The sequence below is a fragment of the Streptomyces sp. NBC_01476 genome (assembly GCF_036227265.1).
In the GTDB taxonomy this organism is placed as follows: Bacteria; Actinomycetota; Actinomycetes; order Streptomycetales; family Streptomycetaceae; genus Actinacidiphila.
The window spans coordinates 2,331,192-2,352,316 of the sequence record NZ_CP109446.1 but is presented as its reverse complement, the minus strand read 5'-3'; the positions used below and the strand labels follow the sequence as shown (position 1 = coordinate 2,352,316).

Sequence of the window (21,125 nt, the reverse complement as noted above, 5' to 3'; positions counted from 1 at the left end):
GTCAGTTCACCTTCCCTTGGGCCCAGTCGGCGAGTTGCTGGAGCATCGCGGTGGTGAGTTCGTGTTTCCCGCCGTCGAGGTCGCGGTTCAGGATGGCGGCGTCCAGTGCGGCTGGGTCGATGGCATCCAGGAACTGGGCGATCAGCTCTCCGGGCAGGGTCTCCTGTGCGACGGCGACGGTGGCGACGCCTTCGAGGTGCAGGTCTATGCCGGGCTTGAGGTGCAGGACCATGAGCGGCGGCTGCCCGGCGCGGTGCTGGATGTCGTAGCCGATGAGGTCGTTCGACATGTCGGTGTCGTTGACGGTGATCGTCGCCGTGGTTCCGGTGGTCGTGATGGTCACCGGGCGGGTGTCGTCGCCCATGCTTGGGGTGCTCACGCTGTCGCCTTCCCGCTGGTCGGACCGGGTTCGGGCGGCAAGTCGGCCACAAGAAGCCGGGTGCGTTCTACCTGGATGGCCTGGTCGCCTCCGACTCGCGATTCCTTCTGGCCGGTTTCGTTGGTGTAGAAGCTCCAGAAGTGGATCGCCCGTGGTCCGTCACCGGCCTGTTCGATCGTGAGCGGCGCCCCCTGCGGCACGTTCACTGGGTCGACGCCGTTGGCGCGCAGCCAGTCGCAGATCCGGTTCCGCTGCTCGTCATTGATGGTCTGGCCCCGGGCGACGACCACGGTGATCGTCGTTTGCGCTGGGGACGGCACAGGAAGTGCGGGGTTGGCGAGCGCCGTCGTCTCGGTCACAGCGCCTCCCCGTGAGGGATGTGCCCGCAGTTGGGGCAGCGGGTGGGCATGTGGGTGCGGAGCGCGTCCCAGAAGCGGCGGGCCGCGTCGTCCGGGTCGTAGCCGTCGCCGTACTCCAGCGTCCCGTCCGGGTGGATCGTGACGAGCGGTCGGCCGTTGTTGCCCCCCTGGATGGTGATCGTTGGCGGGGCCGGGTCGGCCACGGCGAAGACCGACCCCACCGGGATCGTGCCGTAGGTCAGTTCGCCTTCGGGCAAAGGAGGGGTGTCGGCCATCAGTCGGTCACCGCCCCACACCAGGTGCACCGGCGCGCGGGCAGCAGGACTGGTGCGGCAGGATCCCAGTCGTGCATGCCGAAGAAGTGCCGGAGCTTCCGAGTCACGGTGTACAGCCAGATCCACGCCCAGTAGGAGCGCGGAACGGGGTCGTACTCATCGCCGGACCACGGACTGGGGATCAACAGCGCGGTGGGCTTGGTGGCCATAGCTGCTTCCTTGCGGTGTCGGGGGCGTGCCCCGAGTGTCGGCCGAACCGGCGCGAGGGACTGCCCGCGCTCAGGACCCGCGCTCATAGGGTTCGTCGTCCTGTTCCACGTCGTGCTCCCGCAGCGGTGGGGGCGCGGCCCGTTCCGTATCGGCCGACAGCGAGAACCCGAACGGGACCTCTTCCGGCTCGGGTTCGGCCGGCGGTTCCTGCTGGAGAGCGGCGAGCATCCGCAGCGCGGAGTTCTCCACCCGCCGCAGATCGGACACTGCGGCGCCGTCGATCCGGATGTCCACGGTCCGATCCCCAGACGTGAGCGTCACCCGCATCAGGCCGCGCTTCGGGCTTCCAGCCAGCGGCGGACGGTCTGGTTGTGGCGGGCGTCAGCAAGCGCGTTGTGCTCCCCGTCGGGCTGCTTCGGGAGAGCGTCCCAGCCGATGCCGAGGCGCCGGGCTTCCTGCTGGATGTCGTTGGTGTACATCGGCACGCCCGCCGGAAGGTCGACCATGAGACCCCAGAGCCAGCACAGACGGACGTGGTCGTAGGCGCCGTAGTTGGCCCAGAGTTCGACATCGAGCGTGTCGCGGATGAAGGCGGCGACCTCGTGCGCGATGCGGTCCTGCCGCTTGACGGCGGGGTCCGCGTAGTCGAACAGCCACCGCTTTGGCATGGTCAGTCGTCGGTCGCCGTGGGCCTTTGGGAGGGACGGCACCACGTTGGCCATGAGCCAGCGGTGTCTGCGGATGCGGCGGATGGGCATGTTGCGGTTGACCGCGTAGTACGTGCGACCGTCTTCGGCGACCATGGCGATGCTGATCAGGTCGATGGTGTAGTGCTTCCGGAACCAGCCGCTCCGACGTTCCAGGAACTCCAGGTCGTAGTCAATGGCGGTCATGCCGAGTCCCCGTCTTCGATGTCGGTTCTGCCGGTCAGGTCAGGGCGCGGCGTCCACTGCCGGATACACCCCGGGTGAGCAATCGGGTAAGCGGCGGCTTCATCGGCGCTGCGGAGCGTCCCCGAGGCATGATCCGGATCCTCGTGAGATACGAACCCGCACTCCGGTCCATCAGTGCACTCGAACCACTCAACCCCCAAATCGAGCACGCCCGTGTTGACGGCACCCCGGTTCGCCGTCGTCGCGGCCTGCGCAGCGAACGCAGAAGCCGCCCACGCGGCAACCGGATGCCGGCGCTGGTTGGCATAGACGACCGCGTCCAGAGGATGCTCAACTGCCAAGGCATCCGCATCCACTCCCTCCGGACGACGAGCCGCCTCCGCCGCCGCCCGGGCGAACGCCTGCGCCCGGCGAACCGCCTCGGTGATGCGGCGAATCAGGTCCGCCCAGTACACGGCCGTAATGGCCGTCAGTGCGGCCTGGTGATCCGTTGTCCAGGAGAACCTGCGGATGTCGGCGCGCGCCGCCTCAAGGGCTCGGAGTGCGCCGTCCCGGTAGGCCGTCGGAAGATCAGTCGCGACCCAGCGTTCCGCCAGAGACCGCGCGTCCCGGTCGAACGCGGCTACGACACCGTTGAACTCGGCTACCGCCGCCCGGATCGCTTTCGAGGTGCGCTGCCGCAAGCGTGCGAGACGTCGCAGCAGCGAACCCTGCCCGTCCGTGAGGCGCTGCCACACGGCGGTCAGCCGCGATGTCGCCACCGCGATCATGGCCAGCAGTTCCGACCGGTGCCGGTTCGCCGTATCGACAGCGGGCGTTGTCATCGCCGGGGACGCTCCCGCAACCGGAACGTGCTGATCTTCCCAGCCGGTTCGAGCGGGTCGCCGAAGCCCGGCTCACCCGGCGCCGGCGGACCGTTGGGGTCTTCCAGGGCGGCGATCTGGGCTTGTAGGGCCGCAATGTTCGCGGCGTAGGAAACGTTCAGGACGTTGCTGACGCCCAGAACCGCCGGGGAGACCAGGATGTCCGCGAGCCTGCCTCGCAGGATCTCCAGGGCCACGGCGCGGGGGGTGCGCAGCCGCAGCAGCCTGGTCTCCAGGTCCACGAGGTCCGTTTTGGATCCCAGTTGGGACAGTAGCCATTCCTGGGTGGTGCGGTCCACGACAGCCTCCTGCTGGTGGGCGGTGCATGAAGGGGTTGGGTGTGGGTGCTACCGGGGACGCCCCGACCGCGGTAGCACCCACACACCTTCAGTGGCCGCCGGTGCCCTCAGCGGCGGCCCTCCGGCGCGAGGCCGGCTTCGTGGCCGCCTTGGGGGCGGCCGGCTTGGTGTCGGCCGCCTTCGGGGCTTCCTTGTCTCCGCTGACGGACGGAGGCGCGCTCGGGTCGGACGGTGAACTGTCCTTCCCTGGGCCGTCGGCCTCCTGCGGTTCGGACGGCAGGACTCCGTCCTTCCACACGGCCGGGTTGGACATGTACGGCCAGAACCGCTCTGGCACGTCGTCCCCGGGCAGGAACAGGACCGGCTTCGCTCCCGGCCGCTCGGGGTCCTTCACATGCACCGCCGCGATCAGTTCTGCCATGGTGATCACGCCGCCGGCAGGACGGTCGCGGAGATGTGGATGTCCGGCACGTACAGCACCGGCATGCCGATGGCCGCGCCGCGGGTGTAGATCTGCACCGGGTTGTCGTCGACCTTGGTGACGACGACGATGCCCGGGGCTTCCTCGCGGGTGAGGGCCGGGTTGGTGCCGGACGTGAACTGTGCGGCTTCGCGGGTGACGCCGTACTGGGTCTCGCCCCATTCGGAGGCGGGCACGTTCGGAACCATGATCCACTTGTTGTCGGGGATGACCCGCACGTAGCTGTCGTCGTCCCAGACCTGCACGTCGTAGGTCCGCACCGGCGGCAGGTTGTAACGGGCCCGCACCGCGTTGACCTCGTTCGGCGCGAGCGTTGCCGTCGGCGTGGTTCCCGTGGAGTAGGAACCGTAGAACGCGCCCCGGTACTCGGCGTTCGCCGCCAGCACCGACAAGGCCCGAAGCGAGGTCACGACCTCCTTCGGACGGGGGGCGCCGGAGTTGACGAGGAACTGGATCCACGCCATCTCGTCGGTCAGCGGCGTGGCGTCCGGGTCGTCCCACAGCACCGCCGCGGTCGGCTTGTTCGCGGAAGGGACGTTCCAGTTCACGTCCAGGCCCAGACCCGGCAGGGTATTGATGCCCGAGGAGAGCACCCGGCCGGCGGCCAGTTCCTGCGCGGTCTGGATGGCCTCGACGTGCCGCTCCGTGTCACCGTAGAGCAGGTCGACGTATCCGTTCGTGGCGAGCCCGTTGCCGACGTCCAGAAGGATCTGGTCCATCTCGGACACGGCAAGGGTCTGCCCCAGCGGGGGCAGCATGCCCTCGTTGACGACCTGCTCGGCCTGCCGCTTGGCCATGGCCGTCGGGGCGTCGTAGGCGCGCCACTTCGCCGCGTTGACGCGGCGCCGGGAACTGGTGGTGCGGAACTTGACGCCCTGGATCTGCCGGGCCGGCATGATCTCCCGGGTCAGCGCGTAGTCCGCCGGGGTGTCGATCGTGCGCGCGAAAACCGTGAGGTCTTCGGCGCTGGTGTCCTGAAGGAGGAGCTCAAGCGCATCCATCAGTGTCTCCTCCTCTTACCGGTAGTGGATGTTGACGCCGGGCGCCACGGAGGCGACGTCGGTCGGATCGAACGGAACGGGCAGCTCGCTGGCGAAGACCTCGCCGTACCACAGCAGCGCCCCGCCGGCCTTGGTGGAGGTCGGGTTGAAGAAGATGTGGTCGACCAGGAACCCGGCCAGGACCTCGGTGCCGTCGGATGCACTGGCCGCACCGCCGGCGGTGGTGGTGGCCACGGTGACGCCCGGCGTGCTTCCGCCGGTCAGGGACGAGGTGGTGGTGGGGGCTGCCACGTCGTCGCCGAGCTGCGCACCGGCCCAGTGGAGGGTCCAGGGGCCACCGGCTGCACCGGTGACGGTGACGTCCCCGACGGCGATGTTGGACAGGGCCTCCAGTGCGGACTGGACCGTGGAGGCGGCGGCGTTGTAGGCGATCGCCGCGGTGGTCTGACCGGACCAGGTGATCGTGAACGTGCCCCCGGTCGGGGACCCAGTGACGGTCAGAGTCTGGACCTCGGACGTCGGCCCCGCGTAAGGCGCGTACAGCCCGGATTCGGTGATCTTGCCCAGGGGGATCCCGGACTTCATGACGTTGCGGCCCTGCAGCAGCGGCATCGTGGCCGCCGTGTAGTGCACGCCGACGGTGAACTTCGTCAGGTCGAGGGCGATGGTGTTGGTGTCCTGGACACCTACGAGGGACGCGAGCCACGGCCGGTCGGCCGTGACGGTGTCCGAGTAGGTGAGCGGCTGGAAGTCGTTCATAGCCTCTCCTCGGGGAGCGGTGATGGTGGCGGTGCTCCACGAGGTGGTCGGGCGTGGTCCCCAAATGCCCCGGGTGGGGCGTCCACGGTGCGGGCGTGGTCCCGGTGCAGTGGTTCAGCTGGCCTTGAGGTGTCCTCGGCGGAGGGCCATCTCACGGCCGCGGTCGCCGGGCTTGCCGGACGGGGTCTGGCGTGACGGTGGTCCGCCGGCCGGGGTCCCGGCGGGCGCCGGCGGCGGGGTTCCCGGCGCGGCGGGCGCCTGGGCGCCGAAGTCGCCGGGCCGTCGGGCCTTCAGCTTCTCGGCGGCCTCGCGGATCTGATCGTCCGTTGGGTTGTCGACGTTGGCGAGGTCGTTGCGGAGGATCGCGGTGACGTCACCCAGCACTCCGGGGGCAGCACCGAGGCCCATGAGGGTCATCTGGAGGGATGCTGCACGGGTCATTGCCTGGGCCGCGGCGAGTTCGCGCCCGGCCTTCTCTGCTGCCGCGGCGGCGTCGGCCTCGCGGCGCTCCACCTCCGTCATGCGCTGCCGCTCCGCCTCCTGGGCCTGCTTCAGCAGAGACCCCATCTTGGCGGGGTCGAGATCGACGGTGTCCGGGTCGAGTCCGGCGGCGGTGGCGATGGACCGCAGCGCGGAACGGCGGCCGTCGTCCTTCTCCGCGGCCATCATCTTGCTGAGCCGGTCCTGGGTGATCTGGACCATCGGCGGGTTGCCGCCGGGTTCGCCGCCGGCGGCGGGCGGGGCAGGGTTCGCGGGCGTGCCGGGCATGTTCGCCGGGGTGGGCGCCGGTGGGACGGCCGGGGGCTGACCGCCGTCGTTGTAGAACACGGCGCGGGCGACGAGACCCGTGTACGGGTGGGACCACCCGGTGTCCGGGGTGGGGCGGTAGAGCGCGGGGCGGCGCATGAGGGCAGATCCTCCACAAGAAGTGGTAACCGACGCCCCCGCGCCTGGGCTGAGAGTATGCAAGGTCGTCAACTGCCACTGCCCCCGCTCTGATCACTGGGCGCCGGATCGGCCGATGGAACCGGCGGAAGCTCGGGCGCGGGAGGGGTGTCCTGGGTGACGTTGATGCCCAGGTAGCGGCCGACCGCCTCGGTGTCGCCGGTGGCGTCCGCCAGGTTCTTGGCGTCGGCGAAAGCACGGGCCTGGATGCGTTCGATCTCTTTCTGCACGTCCTGGATCGGGAACCCGGCCTCCATCAGCATCCGCACACCGGTTTCCAGGCTGATCACGTGGCCTTGGACGCCTTCGATGACCTGGTCGAGGATCCCCTTCTTGTCCAGGGGCCGGTACGGGCCGAAGGTCATGACGGCTGATTGGACGGTGACGCCTGCCCACTTGGGGAACTGGCCGGCGAGGTGGAGGCGCTGCACGAACTTCAGCAGCAGCTTGTACTTGTGGAATCGGGCGAGCCGCATGAACGCCATGAGGGAGTCCTCGGGCCCCAGGGCAAGTTCCAGGGCGTACCCGGAGGGGAACGCGGCGGGGTCTGCGGTGCCCAGCGACACGGCGGGGAGGCGGGCTGTGGCCGCGGCCCGGTCCTGCAGCGATCGGACGTGCTCGCGCAGCCCGGCGAGCTGAGGGGCGGTGTTGAGGGCGTCCATGCGACCGCCCTCGGGAAGGTCGAACACGACACCGGGCTCAACGCGGCGGTCTGGTTGCTTCCCGCCGCCGCCCTTGGTGGTGATCGACAGGATTGGCGAGCCGGTGATCGCGGAGGCGTGCGAGGAGTCGGTGTCGGCGCCGGCCAACTCGTCGAAGACCTGCAGCACCTTTGCGAGCGACGACTGGCCCCAGTGCTCTTCCGCGTCCGGGACCGTGTTGGGGACGTGTACGACGGGGATGAAGTCGATCAGCAGGTCGAGGTGGTCGAGGACCTCGCCGTCCCCGCGGGTTGCGAAGGCCGCTTTCTCCAGCGGGAGGGCGTCCACGTCGGTGGGGCCCGTCAGGTCGGACAGCCGCCACGTCGCATCGGTCATGTAGCAGGTGAACGGAGACGGCCGGTCGTTCCATGCGTAGTTGCGGGTGATTGAACCCGATGCGGGGTCCAGCGTGTCCCCGGTCACCAGGATCGGGCCGGGGTCGGTTTCGCCGTCGGGGTCTGGTGGCTGCATGACGGGGGCGCGCACGGCCCGGCCGCGCTGGTCCACGCCCGGTGCGGTGAGGGGCCGGATGTAGTCGAGTTCCCAGGTGATCCGGCGCAGCCTCGGTTTCAGCCCGCGGAGTTGGTCCTCGGGCAGTTCCCACGCCAGGTGCACGCGCCGCGGGTACGCGCCCGTGTCGCCGTCCTCTTCGATCACCGGAAAGTAGAACCCGGGGTCGGTGACACGGAGCACCGGCCGGCCCTTGGATGCGTCGAGGGCGAGCCAGTACACGCCGTCGCCGAGGCACACGGCCTTGCGTTCGGCCTGCAGCATCCGCATGGGCAGCAGTTCGTCTTCGGCCCATTCCCGCAGCAGGCCCTGTACGCGTTCGGCCATTGCCTGTTCGGGGGACGGTTCGCCGTCCCCGTCGTGGTCGGCTCCGGGCACGGTGATGGTCTGTTCCGAGCCGAGTACGTCAGCCACGAGGGTGTCGATGAACATGGCGGGGTCGCCGAACTCGCGGCGTTCCAGGGCCTCGGGGCCGTCTGCGATCGCCGCCAACTGGCCGGCCTGGTTGTTGTCGTAGGCGGCGAGGATCTTGTATGCGGCGAGGCGTCGCTGATCTGCCGGTGGCACCCACATCGCGGTCGACTCGGGGAACGCCCGGCGCGACGGCATACCCGTGTCGGAGGCGAAGATCGGCTTGTAGTTGAGCCATCCCCAGCCGTCGATGATGAGCTGCCGGCCGGCGGCGGCGAGGTGACGCAGGCCCACCGAGTTCTCCTCTGGGTGACGCCCCCGCGCCTTGTTGAACGGTAAGGCCGACTGGGGCCGGGGTCTGCCCGCGCGCGATCAGCGTCGTCCCGGGAGCCGGCCGCGGTCGTACTTCTGCGCGGCGGGGGCCACCGAAGCGGGGTCGGCCAGTTCGGTGAGGGCGTGGACGGCGGCGTCCATGCGGTCCGGGGAGTCCATGCCGGGGATCCAGGTGACCATCTGTCCCTCAAGTTGGGTGTGCTCGCTAACATGGTGAATGAGGCCCTGCTTGTAGAGCTGCGCGATCGGCTCGGCGCGGAGGCGTTTGCCCTGCTTGGCGTGCACTTCGATGATCGCGGGCATGAGCATGCCTCGGGTGTCGCCGTCGCGGGCGAGTTCTTGCCACGCCTGGGTGACGATCTGGCGGGCCATGTCACCGCCGAAGTTGGCCTCCACGATGATGGCGTCCGCGTTGCGTTCGATCGCGAGCAGGCAGACCTCGGTGCCCCAGGTGTCGGCTCCCATGGACCGGGAGCGGTCGTCGCGCACGTACATGTGGCCGCTGTTGTCGATGGCGGCGCAGCACAGGCCGACTTCATCGTTGCGGACACTGTCGCCGCCTGCGTGGTCGACGGCCACGACGACGCGCGTGGGGGTGATGCCGGGCCACGCGTCCTCGGCCACGCGGTGGTTGGTGATCCACGCCCATTTCCACACGCCGCCTTCGAGGGGGCGCGGTTTCTGTTGGTAGAGGGCGTACCAGATGCGTTCGCCGACGGATTCGCGGGTGTCGGCGAGTTCTTTCGCGTCGTACTGCTCGGGCCACAGGGGCTTACCGATAGGGCGCCCAAGGGGGTCGTCGGCACTGTCGGCGATGGCGGGGAGATCGATCTGCTCCCACCGGTGAGGCTCGTGGGCGAGGAGCCGGCCGGACAGGTCGTCCTCGTGCCAGCGCGTGTTGATCAGGATGATGGAGGCGGCAGGGGCGCGGCGGGTGAAGAAGACGCTTCGGTACCACTCCCAGACGCGTTCGCGCTGCGCCGGGCTGGACGCGTCGTCGTGGCCCTTGAAGGGGTCATCGACGATGCCGAGGTTGAACCCCTTGCCAGTGAGGCCACCGCCGACACCGGCGGTGACCATTCCGCCGCGGACGGATGAGCCCCGTCTCTGCTCCAGGTCGAAGCGCGCTGCGGCGTGGGAGGCGGGGTTGAGTTTGATGCCGAGGGCGGGGCTGTTGTCCTGGATCTGGTCGCGGACCCACCGGCCGTGGTCGTCGGCGAGATCTGCGCCGTAGGAGGCGATCATGACGCGGTGTTCCGGGTGGCGGCGCAGGTACCACAGCGGGCCCCAGCGGGACGCGCGCTGGCTCTTGCCGTGCCGCGGAGGCATCGTCAGCATCACCTGCAAGCGTTCGCCGCTCGCGATGCGCTGGAACGCGCGGTCGATCAGGTCGAGGTGCGGCGCTTGCTTCTCGCGGCCTTCGGTGAGGACTGCGGCCATGGCGCCGGGCGACCGGTCGAGAGCCATCTCCCGCTCGGCCTTGGCGAGCTTCGCGCGGATCTCCGGCGGGGACCGGCGTGCGACACGTCGGCGTTCAACGATGCCCAACTGCCGGTAGGCGTCCAGCAGGCCGGCCTCGTCAAGCTTCGGCACGCTCGCCCTCGTCGGCGTCGTCTTCTTCGGGGTCGGGTTCGAGGTGCGGGTGTCCGGCCTGCCCGGCGACGTTGATCAGCTTGTACAGGGTGGCGAGGGACCCGTCGGACATGGGCAGGTCCGCGCCGTCGGGCCCGGACAGTTCGGTCTTGGCGGGCATGTCGAGGCCGTTTAGCTTGGCGCGACGCTCAAGGAGTTTGATGGCGGTGTCCACGGCCCTCGGGTCGAACTTTGTCTCCGGTTCGGCGTCGGGGTCGTCCCGGTTCACGACTTCGCGGATCGGGTTCGTGGCGTGTGGCCATACAGCCAGCAGGAGCGCGTCGAGGCGCTCGTTCTCTTCCTGTCGGTAGACCGATACTTCGGCCTTCCAGTCGTCCCGCCGCTCTTCGAGAGCCCTGATCATGTCCTTGGTGGCGGAGGTTCGGCTTTTGTAGCCGAGGCCGAGGATGCGTGGGTCTTCGAAGGGGATGCCTTGCCGGCGGAGGCGGATGAGTGCTGCTCGGCGTTCGGCGACTTCCGCTTTCTTGGCTTTGGTCGGGGGCATGTTGGGCTCCGTGGGGCGACGGTGGTGATCTCTGCGCCCCCGCGCCTGTGCTGATGATCGCCCGGCGGCCGAGTTGGGACTGCCCGTGATGGTGTGGTGGCGCGGCCACGGCGGGATCAGGGTGCGCCGTGGCCGCGCGTTGAGGGGCAGGGCCGGTTGGATGAGGCACGGGGGATGCGGTGATCCTCCCGGCCCTGCTGTTGCAGCGTGCCCGGGGCCGGGGTGGGTGTCCACCGCGCGCTGCCCCCAGGTCCGGTCAGTCGGCCGGTGGGGGTTCGCAGGGTGTCGGGTCGGGGATCCGGAAGAGGTGCGGTCCGGCGGGATCGGAGGCTGCGGTCTGGACGAGCCACATCGTGATCGTGTCACTGTCTCGCTCCCACAACACGGGGCAGCCGGGAAGCCCAGACGGAGAGACGTCGAAATCCGCAGACGGAGTCACGGCCGCCACTCCTCGCGGTACTCGGGGTGGTCGGCGTAGGGCAGCGCTTCCAGCGGGAGCAGTTCGGAGGCAAGGTCGTAAGTGTCGTGTCCGACTGCGATCGCTTCGGCGAGGGAGTCGAGACGCCGCCGCTTGGCCTCGACTTCGCGCAGCACTCGGGCGGGGTCGTGGCGGGCGATGTGGGCGGCGTACTCGGGGTACCACGCATCGGCGATGCAGAACGATCCGCTGGCGAGGGCAACGACGGGGAGCACCTTGCTCTCGCCCTCGCCTGCGCGCCACGAGAAGTGGTCCCTGGCGGACCGCGCCGTCTGCTCATCCTCGTCGAGCCGGGCCCGGACGAACGTGATCAGGTCTCTGCTCACGGCCGCCACCTCGCGTCGTAGTCGGGGTGGGCGGCGAACGGTACCGCGAGTAGGCGCAGGGCCCGATGCAGCGCAGCCGCACACCCGTCCGCTACCTCGTACCACGTTTCCGGGTCGGGATCCCAGCACCGGCTGGCCTCTGCGAAGTCATTTACGATCCGCTCCTTCGCGTCGAGGTCGGCGAGTACGGACTCCGGCCCGCCGCAACTGCACACGGCCCCCGGCACGGCGCTGAGCATCTCAGCGGCGGCAATGGCCCCCGCGAGGTCCCCGCCTAGATGTTCATGGATGTCGCACTCCAGGTCGTGCCACTGTCCAACCCGTGCCCGATCCTCGGTGTACCGGGCGCGGAGGAAGTCGGCGATGTCGGTCATGGACGCAGCGCCTCCCGCCAGCGTTCGACGGTGGCGATGCGCACATGCCCAGTCTGGAGGCAGCGTTCGCCAGGATGGGTCTGGTGAATGAACTTGCCAACGACTTCACCGAGCAGACCTCGGAGTCGGGCGTTGTCCTCGCGCAGGGCGACGAGTTCCGTGTCCGGCTGCCGAGCTGGCATATGGACGGCCATCGCCCCCCAGAACTGGCGGGCGGCATCGTCGGGGTCATAGCCGGGTCCGTACTGCAGGCTGCCGTCCGGGTAAATCGCAACCAACGGCTCGTTGGCGGCGTTGTGGAATGAAAAAGCGGGGTCAGTGCGAGGGGCGTCGCTCATGGGCCCAGTGTCCCTCTTGGGCGTCGGGCCGCCTGCCCGCGAACGCAACCTGCCCCGCCTTGATCAAGGCGGGGCAGGCAGGCGAGCGGGCTGCGCCAACAGCACCGCAAGCGGGCGGTTCGAGTCACCGCATCAGGATGCTTCCATCCTACGACCAGAAGTCACCCGGAACGCAGACCAGAGCAACTTGGCGCGGATATGAATCAACTGGGTGGCGCCTGCTCGCCGGATCTCGCCGGGTCGTGACGGGCAGACGCCGAGGCGAAAGGAGCCTCGCACGAACCGTACCGCCCCGTCCCCCTACCGGTTCGACGCGTACCAGGTGATCGCGGCCTGGATGGGCTGCAACACGGCCATCATGTTGCCGGCCGCGCCCAGATTCTCCGTCCCATAGTCGCGCGCGACACGATCCGCCCGGTTCACATCCGCGATCGGCACCGCGTACCCGGACGGATCCTCAGCCTTCATCGCATCCCGCAGATCATGCGCCGCATGCAACCGGGCCGTCACCAGCGTCTGGCACTCATCAACCGTCGCACACCCCGGACCCATCAGACCCTGGTACTCCGCATACGCCGCCTCCACCGACATCACCGGCGCACTGGCCCCCACCGAAGTTGTCGCAGCCGGCGCCGGCTTACCGCCGCCCCCTCCGCAGCCGGCCACGCCCACGACTACCGCCGCGGCAACGGCCGCCATCCCCCACCCACGCATCCCCAACATGGCGCGCAGTCTCGCACCATCCCCACTGACACAGATCGGCTCATGTCACAGATGTAGCCGACCTGTTGCACAACCCCGGTGCCAACCACCGCTCGATGCTCAACGTCCTGGCAGGATCGGCACATGCTCATCACTCCACGCCCCGGAAACAACGCAGAGAGCATCCTCCAATCCCTGTCTCACGTGCACGGCCAGATATCGAACCTTCGATCAGGTCCCAGCATCCGAGCTCTCGAACAGCCCGCAGAGGACGCCAGGCGATGGCTCCTTGACTACCTTGAGTGGGCAACCCAGTCAGTCGAACACCTCAGATACGCAATCAGCGACGCGGACATCGACCGACTCATCCTCACCCGCCGCTACTACGAACTCCTCGGCGCGGCAGCACGACCCTTCGGCGACATCCACGCCCGGCTCATCAACGGACTGGTCAGCCTGGAGACTGCGGAGCGGACGGACGCCTTGGGCATCGTGGTCGCGGCGCTCAAGAAAAGCGCACGGCAGTGGTCAAAGCCCGGTCGGTTCGTCGTCGCCGACACCAGCTTCTACCTGCACAACGAAAAGCCCCTACGAGATGCGGATCTTCACGACGTACTCGATCTGCGCCCCTACGATCACGTCCACCTGCTCTTCCCCATCGTTGTGGTCGACGAGCTGGACAAGCTGAAAGAGTCCGGCAAGAACCACGCCCGGTGGCGCGCCGGCCACACGCTTGGCCTCCTCGACGGGCTCATCGGCAAGGGGACCACGGGTATTCTGCGCCGATTCCACAATCCGACGTCGGGACCCGAGGAGCTGATCCGTGGCGAGGTAAGCGTGGAGATCGTCCTCGACCCACCTAGGCACGTGCGCCTGCCGCTGGAAGACGACGAGATTATCGACCGAGCAGCGGCAATCCAAGCTCTGGCCGGACGCGACGTGTTGCTTCTGACCGCAGACACAGGCCAGGCCACTCGCGGGCGCATGGCTGGCTTGACGGTGAAGAAGATCACCAGCTCGGCGGGGACGGGCGAAGAGCCGCCGCCGGACAACCAGAAGCCCAGCCAGCAGCGCGGGAACGGATCCCGCGGGCAGCGAAAAGACCGGCGAGACGCTGAGGCGGATGACGCGTCGGCGCTGTGACGCGGCGTTCGGCCCGCAGCCACCGCCCCCGATAACATGCGGTATCAGGGCTGGTCAGTGAGCGTCGTCGCGTGCTGGTCGGGCGAGCTTGAGCCAGGGGTTGTTGGCGCGGTTCTGTGCCCGGTCGAGATACTCGCGCTTGACGACAGCTGAGCCAGCGTTCCACCGGCCCTGCTTCGTGGGGTCGCCGCCGGCGTCGGAGATGGCTTGGGCGCCGCCGCGCCGGAGACCGTGCGCGGTGATCTTCTCCCAGCCTTCGAGGCCGGCTGCGCGGGCCCGGTTGCGAACCCACTCGTTGATGGCGTCGCCGGTGACGTGATCGCCGCGCTGCGTGGCCTGGGCCCGCGATTGGAGGGTGCCGGCGCGGGTGAGGGCGCGGAACAGGGCGCCGTCGTGGATGCCGAGGCGGTGGAGGATGTCGAGCCACGCCCGCGTCGCACGGACCGGGTCGATCGCGGGGTCGTCCCATGCGGGGATGAACGTCTCGGCGCCCTTGGCCTCCTGGTCGGTTTTGGAGGCGGCGATGTGGAGGGCGACGCCGTCGGTTTCGATGGTGATGTTGCCGATGGTGAGGTCGGCGAGTTCGATCCTACGGTTGAGGGCGCCCCGGCCGAGGAGGAGGACGCACCGGTCGCGGATACCAGCCGGGGTCGCCGGGTCGCAGGTGGCGATCATGGCGCGGAGCATGGCGTCGGTGATGGCGGGCGCCTTCTTGACGCCGACGCGCTTGTTCCATTCTTTGCGGTACTCGTTGAGCATGCCGCGGGCTTCGGTGGTGCCGGGTTTCTTGTCGTCGGGCATCCAGGTTCGGATGGCTGACATGGCCACCGAGATGGCGTTGGGGGCGCGGCCCTGCTCGATGAGAGTGGCGACGTATTCGACGTAGGTGGCGGTGGTGCACGGTTGGGGGACGCGGCCCTGAGCGGCGCACCACGCCTTGAAGAGGTCCCGTTGGTTCTTATACGTCCGGCTGGTGTTGCGCGGCTTCGACTCGTTCTTGAGCCGGTCGGCGGTGGCCTTGCTGACGTACAGGTCGCGTTCGGTGTATGTGGGCTGGTCGGCCTCGGTCGGAATGGCCTGGCCGGGGACGAGGATCGTGTGCCGGTCGACGAGCGGCCGGGCAGGCGACGGCGCGGAGATCGGGGTAGGCAGGTGGTCGTCGTCAACCAGTTCGGCTTCGACCACCTCCTCGGGCTCGTTCATGCCGATTCCCCGTCGTCATCGGGCGCCGGGTCGAATCTCTCCTGCTCCTCTTCCATGAACGGGTAGCCGAGGTAGTAACCCACCCAGGCGGTCTCGATGTACGTGTGCGAACGACAGGGCATGCAGACCGCGTACACGCGCCCCTTGTCGAGGTCGGGCTGTCGGACCTGGACGCGTCCTGCGCTGTCAAGGAGTTGCGCCTCGAAGACGAAGGAGAGCGGCTGCCACTGGTGCTCGCCGTCGGGGGTCTTCGGGCATTGGGTCGCCGTGGGGTGGTGTTCTGATCCTCCGTCGCGGAGTGGTCGGTGGCGGCGGCCGGTGCAGTCGGGGTGGCCGCACTTCTCCCAACCCGGGCCGTCTCCGTCGCGCAGCCAGTAGTGCTCGCCTTTGTGGGTACCGCCGCCGTACATGGAGCCCCCTCGGGATTGGTTGGTATAAGGGAAATTATACTGAGCTACCTTGGGTAACGCGCCCCTCTGGGCAGAGTTGAGGACGCCTCAGCATCGCCTCTCTACAGCACCTCGCCCCGCCTCCCTTCCGGGTTGGCGGGGCGTTGCTTACGGCCGGGGCCTGGTTGTTCCCGTGATCTGTCCTGTGGTGGCCCCGTACCGCTCAACCCGGTGGCCGCAGGTGCAACTGGGGTCGTCGCAGTGCTGGTTGCGGGGTGCGTGCTGATCGCCCGGCGCGGCCGTGGGGTTGGTGGTCACTGGGTGCTCCCGGCGTTGCGGTAGGGGGCGTGCGGGTCGATGCCGATCAGGCGCCACGGCGAGGTGCAGGTGACTGCGTCGGGGTCCTGAGTCATGCGGTCGGTGCGCGGGAGTTCGAACGGCGGGCGGTGGCAGCACGGGGTGAGGCTGCTTCCGCCGGGCGGGCAGGCGTGGACGGTCTCAGGCATGGGGCGTCTCCTCTCCGGCGGGGGCGGTGGGGTGCTGTCGGTCGTGGATCCTTGCGATCTCGTGGAGGTTTTCGATGCTCGGCCACTTGACGTCGAAGGTGTGGATGCGGGCCTCCTGGTCGTGGGTGTCATCGCAGTCGACGCAGACCAGGGTGATAGCGAGGTCGCCGGGCCTGGTGATGGCGTCCGCGACAACGCGGTACCGGTACAGGTCGATCTGTGGATCGGTCACGTGTGTTCCTTGGTGGGGTGGCCCGGCCGGTCAGCCGGGCCACAAGCGGGCAGGTCAGGGGGTGGGGATGTCCTCGTCCGGCATCGGCGGCTCGTTGTCGACGAGGACCCACAGCGGTCCGAAGCTTCCGGGTTCGTGGTCGGAGGGCTTCTCGTCGAGGGCGTAGAAGGCGCCGGTCTGGCCGTGCCAGCCGATCTGCCGCCATGTCTGCTCGGCGTCGAGGGTCATGGTGCGCATCTCGGCGCCGGTCTCGGATTCGCGGCGGTACGGGCGGGTATTGGGCGGGGCGGGTTTCGGCATCGGGTTCTCCTTGCTGGTCAGGCGGGTGGGGTGGTGGGATCAGACGGGGCGCCGGCCGGGCTGCAACCGGCCGGCGCTTCTGGGGGGTCATGCGGCGGTCGGTGCCGCGAGGTGTTCGGCGAAGTCCAGGCCGAGGCCGGCGGCAACTATGCGCGCGGCGAGCAGCGGCGGCACAGCGTTGCCGATCTGGAGGGCGATCTGTCCGGCGTTGCCCTTGAACGGGTGGCCTGCGGGGAACGACTGAAGGGCCGCGGCTTCGGCCGGGGACAGGCTGAGGTGTCCGCCGGCCTGCTTCCCGCCGACGTGTCCGACGGTTCCGGTGACGGTGGGTGCGGGTTTGCGCCAGGCCCAGCGACCTGGGTTGTCCATCGCGGCGCGCATCGCGGCCCTGGACGTCGAGGAGAACGGCTCGGCGCCGCCGGTCTCCGTTCCGCCGCCAGTCACTGTGGGCGCCGGGCGCCGGGTGTAGCCCCAGCCGAGGGCGTCGGCCATGGTGCGCCACGGGAGGAGTCCGGCACCGAACAGGCTGTCGCCCTGCGGGTACTGGGTGTGGGTGGCGGTGGGGGCGGACACGTCGCGGACGCGGGAGGCGATGAGGATGGCGCGCCGCCTGGCCTGGCCGACCCCGTAGTCCGCGGCGTTGAGCTCGCCGCACCAGACGCTGTAGCCCCAGCCGCGGAGAATCTGCGCGTACTGCTTCCACAGCGGGAGAACGTCGGGGACTTCCTCCATGAGGATCGTTTCGGGCCGCAGGTCGTGGTGCCAGCGCATGGGTTCGGCGGCCAGGATCGATCGCGGGTCCTTGCACTGCGCCTTGAGTTCGCTGCGGGTGTCGAGGCCGACGGCGAGGTCGGCGACCGCCTGGTGCACGAGCGGCTGGTCGACCAGGCCGAGGCCCTTGCCGGCGCGTGACCACGCCTGGCACGGCGGGGAGTCGACCTTCACCTTGACGCGGCCGATGAAGGGCGCGGTCGGGTAGGCGGAGACGTCGCAGCGGACCGTCATGCGGTGTCCGGCCGCGACGCGGGTGCGGCAGGCTGCGTCGTCCCACTCCAGGCCGACCTCTGACAGGCCGAGTATGCGGAGCCCTTCGGCCCAGCCGCGGCGGGCGCGCGAACGAGTCGAGGATCATTCGGTGCCACCGCCCGTCCCGTGCCCACAGGGGGCGCCGCGGCGGGGGCTGACCCAGCCGGGGATGTAGCCGCAGACCGTGCAGGCGGTGCGCGTCTCCGTGTGCCCCTCAGACGGCTTGGGATCGGTCGGTAGAGGAATTCCCCCACTGAGGCCCTGCGGGGCGCTGTGGCGGCGCGTGCTGCCCTTGGACGGGGGAACGGGGGGCAACTCGCTGCTGTCGATCCACCCGAACGGGTCACCCCCGTCCTCCGGGCACACCACGCGCAGCAGTTCGGCCTCGTACCAGGCGGACGGGGCGGTCATCGGGGCACCCCGGCGAGGATCGTGTCGGCGACGGCGAGGGCCACGGGTTCGCCAACGCAGACGCCGCAGTCCTCCACGCACTGCGGACCCTCGTCCGGGTCGTCGTCGGGGTACTCGGCGACGTCGTGCATGCCGTTCTCGCTGGCGTCGGCTGCTTCCTCCAGCCAAGCGGACAGTTCGGGTTCGAGGATCACGACGACGGCGGCCTGGCGGAGACGGTCAGCGAGCGGGGAGGTGGTCGGTTCGTGCTGGTCGGTCATGGTCATCCTTCGGGTCGGGGTTCCTGGCGGGTAACGGGGCGGCGGGGTCAGGCGGCGTCGATTTGTGCGGCGATCCGTTCGGCGGCGGCGACCCGGCGGACGGCCAACTCGGCGTAGGCGCGGTCGATCTCCACGAGGAAGCAGCGGCGGCCTTCGAGGACCGCGGCCACCCCGGTGCTGCCGGAGCCGGCGCACGGGTCGACGACAAGGTCACCGCGGACCGTGCTGGATTCGATGAGCTGGGCCATGAGTTGCCACGGCTTCTCGGTGGGGTGGCGGGTGACGGCGTCGGCGTTGGGTCGCAGGACCCGCAGGACGGAGCCCTGCCTAAGGCGGGCGGTGAGCTGGCCGCCTCCGGCTGCGCGGCCGGAGCGGCGCTTGTAGTGGGCGCCGAAGGTGATGACTTCGTGTCCGGGCCCCCAGGGCAGGGACAGGTTGCCCATGCTGGTGTTGGCTTTGTCCCAGATAAGTCCGGCGGTGGCACTGAGGCGCAGCGGGCCGGCGAGCTGTTCGGGGCGGTAGCCGAAGACGTACACGTGGCGTTTGTCGGCCATGCCCTGGGTTCGCGTTCCTTCGGGGCCGACCCATTCGGCGAGGATCGCGGGCCAGTCGACGGCCCCGTCATCACCTGCGAGGCGCTCGAAGTTCTTGGCGTAGTTGGAGCGCCAGTTGGCGCCGTAGGGCGGGTCGGTGGCGAGTAGTCCGTACCCGGCGGGCACCTGCGCGATCACCGCCGAGTCCTGGGCGTCGCCCCAGATGACGGTGGCCCGGGCGGACTGGTGCAGGACCTGGCCGCCCGGGGGCGGGGTCAGGGGGAGGTCGAGGGTTTCGTGTGCGGTGGCGGTCATGCGGGCCTCCTGGGCGGCGGACGGCATCAGGCGCCTGTGGTGAACAGGTCGAGGGCTGTGGGTTCCTGCATGCGCTTCGCGATGACTTCGCAGTACCGCTCGTCGGCTTCGATGCCGATGGCGCGGCGCCCGGATTGCCGGGCGGCTTCAAGGGTTGAGCCGGATCCGGCGAACGGGTCGAGGACGAGGCCGCCCGGCTTGCAGGCGTAGTCGATCAGCGGGGCGAGGAGCTGGACGGGCTTCTCGGTGGGGTGGACCGCGCGGCCCTTCATCGACTTGGCGGGTATCACGGACCGCATGAGGCGGGTGCCGGTCTCTGTCCACCTGCGGCCGGTACCGTACTGGGCTTGGTGGACGGGCGGGCTCGTGCGGACCGCCGTGCCGTTGCGTGCGATCTGCGCCGGGGTGGCGGCAACGCGGGGTGTGTCGTGGTGGACCTCGCCCCAGGGCCCGCGGTACCAGTGCAGGGCGTGCTCGTGGACGCGGCGGAACCGGTCGGTGCCGGCCCCGGAGCCGTTGTGCTTCTCCCAGACGACGTCCTGCGACAGCTTCCAGTGGGCGAACTGCGGGCGCCGGTCGAGGAACATCCGCATGCTGCCGAAGCACCACATGCTGCTGGCGACCGTGGCGGCCAGCGTGGGCCACCCGTCGGGCCACCGATCCCAGGCGAGGCTCGTTTCCGAGTACGGCGGATCGGCCAGGACCAAATCGGCCTGCAGTCCGAGCTCGGGCAGCACCTCTCGCATGTCACCGAGGTACAGGGTCACGTCCCCATCGGGGCTGGACCAGTACGGGATCGGGGCCATCAGTTCTCCCCTCCGGCCGCGAGCCGCAGCAGCACCGCGGCGTGGCAGTGGTCGGTCTCGCCGGCCTCCGGTACGGCGCACCAGCACGCGAGGTCGAGGCCGGCCAGCTCGCGGCACGCGGTGTCGGCCAGGTCCGGGTTGGCCTTCAGGTGCGCCCGGTAGCTCTCGACGGCGAACCGGCGGGCCTCGGCTGCGGTGGGCCAGGTGCCGATGTTCGAGCCGCTGTCGTGGACGGCGTGCCAGCCGCCCGTCCGACGGTCGTAGACGACCCGGGTGGGGTTGCCCCACTTGCTGCCGCGCCCGACGTACTTCGAGCCGGTCGGCATGCCCTGCTGACCCTTGACGTGGGGACGGGTCCGCTGCACACGGGCGGGCATCAGGCCGCGCTCCCGTCAGCGTGCCGCACGAGCCGGTAGCCGGTGGAAGTGGGCTTGAAGCGGTCGAGGCGGATGCGGGTCGGCGGCTTCGTCGTCGGGCTCACGCTGCCGCCCCGCAGGCTGACGGCCTTGGTAAGGGCATAGCCGTCCTCGATGGAGATGACCTGGATCTTGCGGCCGTAGCCGCGCTTGTCGTTGTCGGCCCAGACCTGGCCGGGCTCAACGGACGGAAGGGGCGCTTCGGGCATGGCGGCGGTTCCTTTCAGGCGGCGGACGGGCGGGCAGGTCGGAGGGCGGCGAGGAGTTCAGCGCGGTGGGCGGCTTGTTCGGCGGGGGTCCAGGCCCGGCGGGGCACGGGCCCGTAGTCGGCGATGCGGCCGGTGGGGAGTGCTTCGGCGAGGAGCCGGTCAAGGGGGGTTTGGTGGCCGTCGGTGATGCGCCGACGGGTGCGGTAGGCGGTGGTGCGGTGGATGCCGAGCTGGTCGGCTATCGCGCTGTCGGTGTGGCCGGTTGCGACCAGGGCTGCGACGGCTGGGCGGACGTTCATGCGGTGGTCCTTTCGGCTTCGGTTTGGCGTTCGGGGTGGATTTCGGGGTTGCCCAGGGGCCAGCCGCCGTTGTGGCAGGGGGTGCCGGGCTCCACCTGGCAGACGGGGCAGACGGCGGTGGCCCGGGCCCACGCGGTGACGCGGGTGGGGTGCGGTGGGTCTGGGAGCCGGCGGCGGCCGGTCCGGGTGGTACACGCCTCGCCGGCGCCGACGTGGCAGTGCGGGCACGGAACCGTGCGGGCCGGATGGCGGGGGACGTTGAGAGCCGCGCGGATCGACACGGGCATCGAGGCGGCCGGGGGT

General features: G+C 69.6%; 33 protein-coding genes. 1 reads left to right on the top strand and 32 read right to left on the bottom strand.

What is annotated here, in order from left to right:
• Nucleotide 1 precedes the first annotated feature (1 nt).
• The 19 genes from OG552_RS10455 to OG552_RS10365 all read right to left on the bottom strand — a co-directional run bounded on the left by OG552_RS10455 (nt 2) and on the right by OG552_RS10365 (nt 12,771).
• The gene (locus OG552_RS10455; protein WP_329131540.1) at nt 2-379 is read right to left on the bottom strand and encodes a hypothetical protein; all 378 of its coding nucleotides are present in this window, start codon (nt 377-379) and stop codon (nt 2-4) included.
• On the bottom strand, nt 376-738 hold the full coding sequence (locus OG552_RS10450) for a hypothetical protein (RefSeq protein WP_329131538.1): 363 nt from the start codon (nt 736-738) through the stop codon (nt 376-378). The genes OG552_RS10455 and OG552_RS10450 overlap by 4 nt, the downstream gene beginning before the upstream one ends.
• Nucleotides 735-1,013: a hypothetical protein gene (locus OG552_RS10445; protein ID WP_329131537.1), complete on the bottom strand. Its 279-nt coding sequence runs from the start codon at nt 1,011-1,013 to the stop codon at nt 735-737. Before OG552_RS10445 ends, OG552_RS10450 begins: the two co-directional genes overlap by 4 nt.
• Nucleotides 1,013-1,222: a hypothetical protein gene (locus tag OG552_RS10440; protein ID WP_329131535.1), complete on the bottom strand. Its 210-nt coding sequence runs from the start codon at nt 1,220-1,222 to the stop codon at nt 1,013-1,015. Before OG552_RS10440 ends, OG552_RS10445 begins: the two co-directional genes overlap by 1 nt.
• Nucleotides 1,223-1,292: 70 nt before the next feature.
• The gene (locus tag OG552_RS10435) at nt 1,293-1,517 is read right to left on the bottom strand and encodes a hypothetical protein (protein WP_329131533.1); all 225 of its coding nucleotides are present in this window, start codon (nt 1,515-1,517) and stop codon (nt 1,293-1,295) included.
• 32 nt (nt 1,518-1,549) lie between these two features.
• A complete protein-coding gene (locus OG552_RS10430) occupies nt 1,550-2,116 on the bottom strand; it encodes a hypothetical protein (RefSeq protein ID WP_329131531.1) in 567 nt (188 codons plus the stop codon).
• Entirely contained in the window at nt 2,113-2,940 is an 828-nt protein-coding gene (locus OG552_RS10425) for a hypothetical protein (protein WP_329131529.1), read from the bottom strand. Before OG552_RS10425 ends, OG552_RS10430 begins: the two co-directional genes overlap by 4 nt.
• A complete protein-coding gene (locus OG552_RS10420) occupies nt 2,937-3,278 on the bottom strand; it encodes a hypothetical protein (RefSeq protein ID WP_329131527.1) in 342 nt (113 codons plus the stop codon). The genes OG552_RS10425 and OG552_RS10420 overlap by 4 nt, the downstream gene beginning before the upstream one ends.
• Before the next feature lie 88 nt (nt 3,279-3,366).
• Nucleotides 3,367-3,699, bottom strand: a complete 333-nt coding sequence (locus tag OG552_RS10415; RefSeq protein WP_329131525.1) for a hypothetical protein — start codon at nt 3,697-3,699, stop codon at nt 3,367-3,369.
• Nucleotides 3,700-3,704: 5 nt separating this feature from the next.
• Nucleotides 3,705-4,760 carry a major capsid protein gene (locus OG552_RS10410; protein ID WP_329131524.1) on the bottom strand — a complete coding sequence of 352 codons (1,056 nt, stop codon included), beginning with the start codon at nt 4,758-4,760 and terminating at the stop codon, nt 3,705-3,707.
• A gap of 15 nt (nt 4,761-4,775) precedes the next feature.
• Entirely contained in the window at nt 4,776-5,519 is a 744-nt protein-coding gene (locus OG552_RS10405) for a hypothetical protein (protein WP_329131522.1), read from the bottom strand.
• Nucleotides 5,520-5,633: 114 nt separating this feature from the next.
• On the bottom strand, nt 5,634-6,425 hold the full coding sequence (locus tag OG552_RS10400) for a hypothetical protein (RefSeq protein WP_329131520.1): 792 nt from the start codon (nt 6,423-6,425) through the stop codon (nt 5,634-5,636).
• Between the two features lie 68 nt (nt 6,426-6,493).
• On the bottom strand, nt 6,494-8,380 hold the full coding sequence (locus OG552_RS10395; protein WP_329131519.1) for a hypothetical protein: 1,887 nt from the start codon (nt 8,378-8,380) through the stop codon (nt 6,494-6,496).
• 78 nt (nt 8,381-8,458) lie between these two features.
• Nucleotides 8,459-10,012 (bottom strand): terminase large subunit domain-containing protein, encoded by a 1,554-nt coding sequence (locus tag OG552_RS10390; protein WP_329131517.1) that lies wholly within the window; start codon nt 10,010-10,012, stop codon nt 8,459-8,461.
• Nucleotides 9,999-10,556, bottom strand: a complete 558-nt coding sequence (locus OG552_RS10385; protein WP_329131515.1) for a hypothetical protein — start codon at nt 10,554-10,556, stop codon at nt 9,999-10,001. Before OG552_RS10385 ends, OG552_RS10390 begins: the two co-directional genes overlap by 14 nt.
• A gap of 435 nt (nt 10,557-10,991) precedes the next feature.
• Nucleotides 10,992-11,360, bottom strand: coding sequence for a DUF6221 family protein (locus tag OG552_RS10380; RefSeq protein ID WP_329131513.1), 369 nt, complete (start codon nt 11,358-11,360; stop codon nt 10,992-10,994).
• Entirely contained in the window at nt 11,357-11,734 is a 378-nt protein-coding gene (locus OG552_RS10375; RefSeq protein ID WP_329131511.1) for a DUF6221 family protein, read from the bottom strand. Before OG552_RS10375 ends, OG552_RS10380 begins: the two co-directional genes overlap by 4 nt.
• Nucleotides 11,731-12,072, bottom strand: coding sequence for a hypothetical protein (locus OG552_RS10370; RefSeq protein ID WP_329131509.1), 342 nt, complete (start codon nt 12,070-12,072; stop codon nt 11,731-11,733). The genes OG552_RS10375 and OG552_RS10370 overlap by 4 nt, the downstream gene beginning before the upstream one ends.
• Before the next feature lie 300 nt (nt 12,073-12,372).
• Complete coding sequence (locus tag OG552_RS10365; RefSeq protein WP_329131507.1) at nt 12,373-12,771, bottom strand: hypothetical protein; 399 nt, start codon at nt 12,769-12,771, stop codon at nt 12,373-12,375.
• Between the two features lie 147 nt (nt 12,772-12,918).
• Between OG552_RS10365 and OG552_RS10360 the strand changes: the two genes are divergently transcribed.
• Nucleotides 12,919-13,917 carry a PIN domain-containing protein gene (locus OG552_RS10360; protein ID WP_329131505.1) on the top strand — a complete coding sequence of 333 codons (999 nt, stop codon included), beginning with the start codon at nt 12,919-12,921 and terminating at the stop codon, nt 13,915-13,917.
• 54 nt (nt 13,918-13,971) lie between these two features.
• On the opposite strand, the gene OG552_RS10355 is transcribed toward OG552_RS10360, so the two are convergent.
• From OG552_RS10355 to OG552_RS36405, 13 genes are all read right to left on the bottom strand, one after another.
• Nucleotides 13,972-15,120: a tyrosine-type recombinase/integrase gene (locus OG552_RS10355; protein ID WP_329131503.1), complete on the bottom strand. Its 1,149-nt coding sequence runs from the start codon at nt 15,118-15,120 to the stop codon at nt 13,972-13,974.
• Entirely contained in the window at nt 15,117-15,530 is a 414-nt protein-coding gene (locus OG552_RS10350; RefSeq protein WP_329131501.1) for a hypothetical protein, read from the bottom strand. Before OG552_RS10350 ends, OG552_RS10355 begins: the two co-directional genes overlap by 4 nt.
• A 293-nt stretch (nt 15,531-15,823) precedes the next feature.
• Complete coding sequence (locus tag OG552_RS10345) at nt 15,824-16,015, bottom strand: hypothetical protein (protein WP_329131499.1); 192 nt, start codon at nt 16,013-16,015, stop codon at nt 15,824-15,826.
• Nucleotides 16,008-16,247, bottom strand: coding sequence for a hypothetical protein (locus OG552_RS10340; RefSeq protein ID WP_329131497.1), 240 nt, complete (start codon nt 16,245-16,247; stop codon nt 16,008-16,010). The genes OG552_RS10345 and OG552_RS10340 overlap by 8 nt, the downstream gene beginning before the upstream one ends.
• 54 nt (nt 16,248-16,301) lie before the next feature.
• Complete coding sequence (locus OG552_RS10335) at nt 16,302-16,547, bottom strand: hypothetical protein (protein ID WP_329131495.1); 246 nt, start codon at nt 16,545-16,547, stop codon at nt 16,302-16,304.
• Nucleotides 16,548-16,634: 87 nt separating this feature from the next.
• On the bottom strand, nt 16,635-17,552 hold the full coding sequence (locus tag OG552_RS10330; RefSeq protein WP_329131493.1) for a DNA cytosine methyltransferase: 918 nt from the start codon (nt 17,550-17,552) through the stop codon (nt 16,635-16,637).
• 428 nt (nt 17,553-17,980) lie between these two features.
• Complete coding sequence (locus OG552_RS10325) at nt 17,981-18,244, bottom strand: hypothetical protein (RefSeq protein ID WP_329131491.1); 264 nt, start codon at nt 18,242-18,244, stop codon at nt 17,981-17,983.
• 47 nt (nt 18,245-18,291) lie between these two features.
• Nucleotides 18,292-19,092 (bottom strand): DNA-methyltransferase, encoded by an 801-nt coding sequence (locus OG552_RS10320; protein WP_329131489.1) that lies wholly within the window; start codon nt 19,090-19,092, stop codon nt 18,292-18,294.
• A 26-nt stretch (nt 19,093-19,118) separates the two neighbouring features.
• Nucleotides 19,119-19,898: a DNA-methyltransferase gene (locus tag OG552_RS10315; protein WP_329131487.1), complete on the bottom strand. Its 780-nt coding sequence runs from the start codon at nt 19,896-19,898 to the stop codon at nt 19,119-19,121.
• Nucleotides 19,898-20,275, bottom strand: coding sequence for a DUF4326 domain-containing protein (locus OG552_RS10310; protein ID WP_329131485.1), 378 nt, complete (start codon nt 20,273-20,275; stop codon nt 19,898-19,900). Before OG552_RS10310 ends, OG552_RS10315 begins: the two co-directional genes overlap by 1 nt.
• Nucleotides 20,275-20,523: a hypothetical protein gene (locus OG552_RS10305; protein WP_329131483.1), complete on the bottom strand. Its 249-nt coding sequence runs from the start codon at nt 20,521-20,523 to the stop codon at nt 20,275-20,277. Before OG552_RS10305 ends, OG552_RS10310 begins: the two co-directional genes overlap by 1 nt.
• Before the next feature lie 14 nt (nt 20,524-20,537).
• Nucleotides 20,538-20,822 carry a helix-turn-helix domain-containing protein gene (locus OG552_RS10300; RefSeq protein WP_329131481.1) on the bottom strand — a complete coding sequence of 95 codons (285 nt, stop codon included), beginning with the start codon at nt 20,820-20,822 and terminating at the stop codon, nt 20,538-20,540.
• Nucleotides 20,819-21,109 carry a zinc finger domain-containing protein gene (locus OG552_RS36405; protein WP_443071157.1) on the bottom strand — a complete coding sequence of 97 codons (291 nt, stop codon included), beginning with the start codon at nt 21,107-21,109 and terminating at the stop codon, nt 20,819-20,821. Before OG552_RS36405 ends, OG552_RS10300 begins: the two co-directional genes overlap by 4 nt.
• Nucleotides 21,110-21,125: the final 16 nt, after the last annotated feature.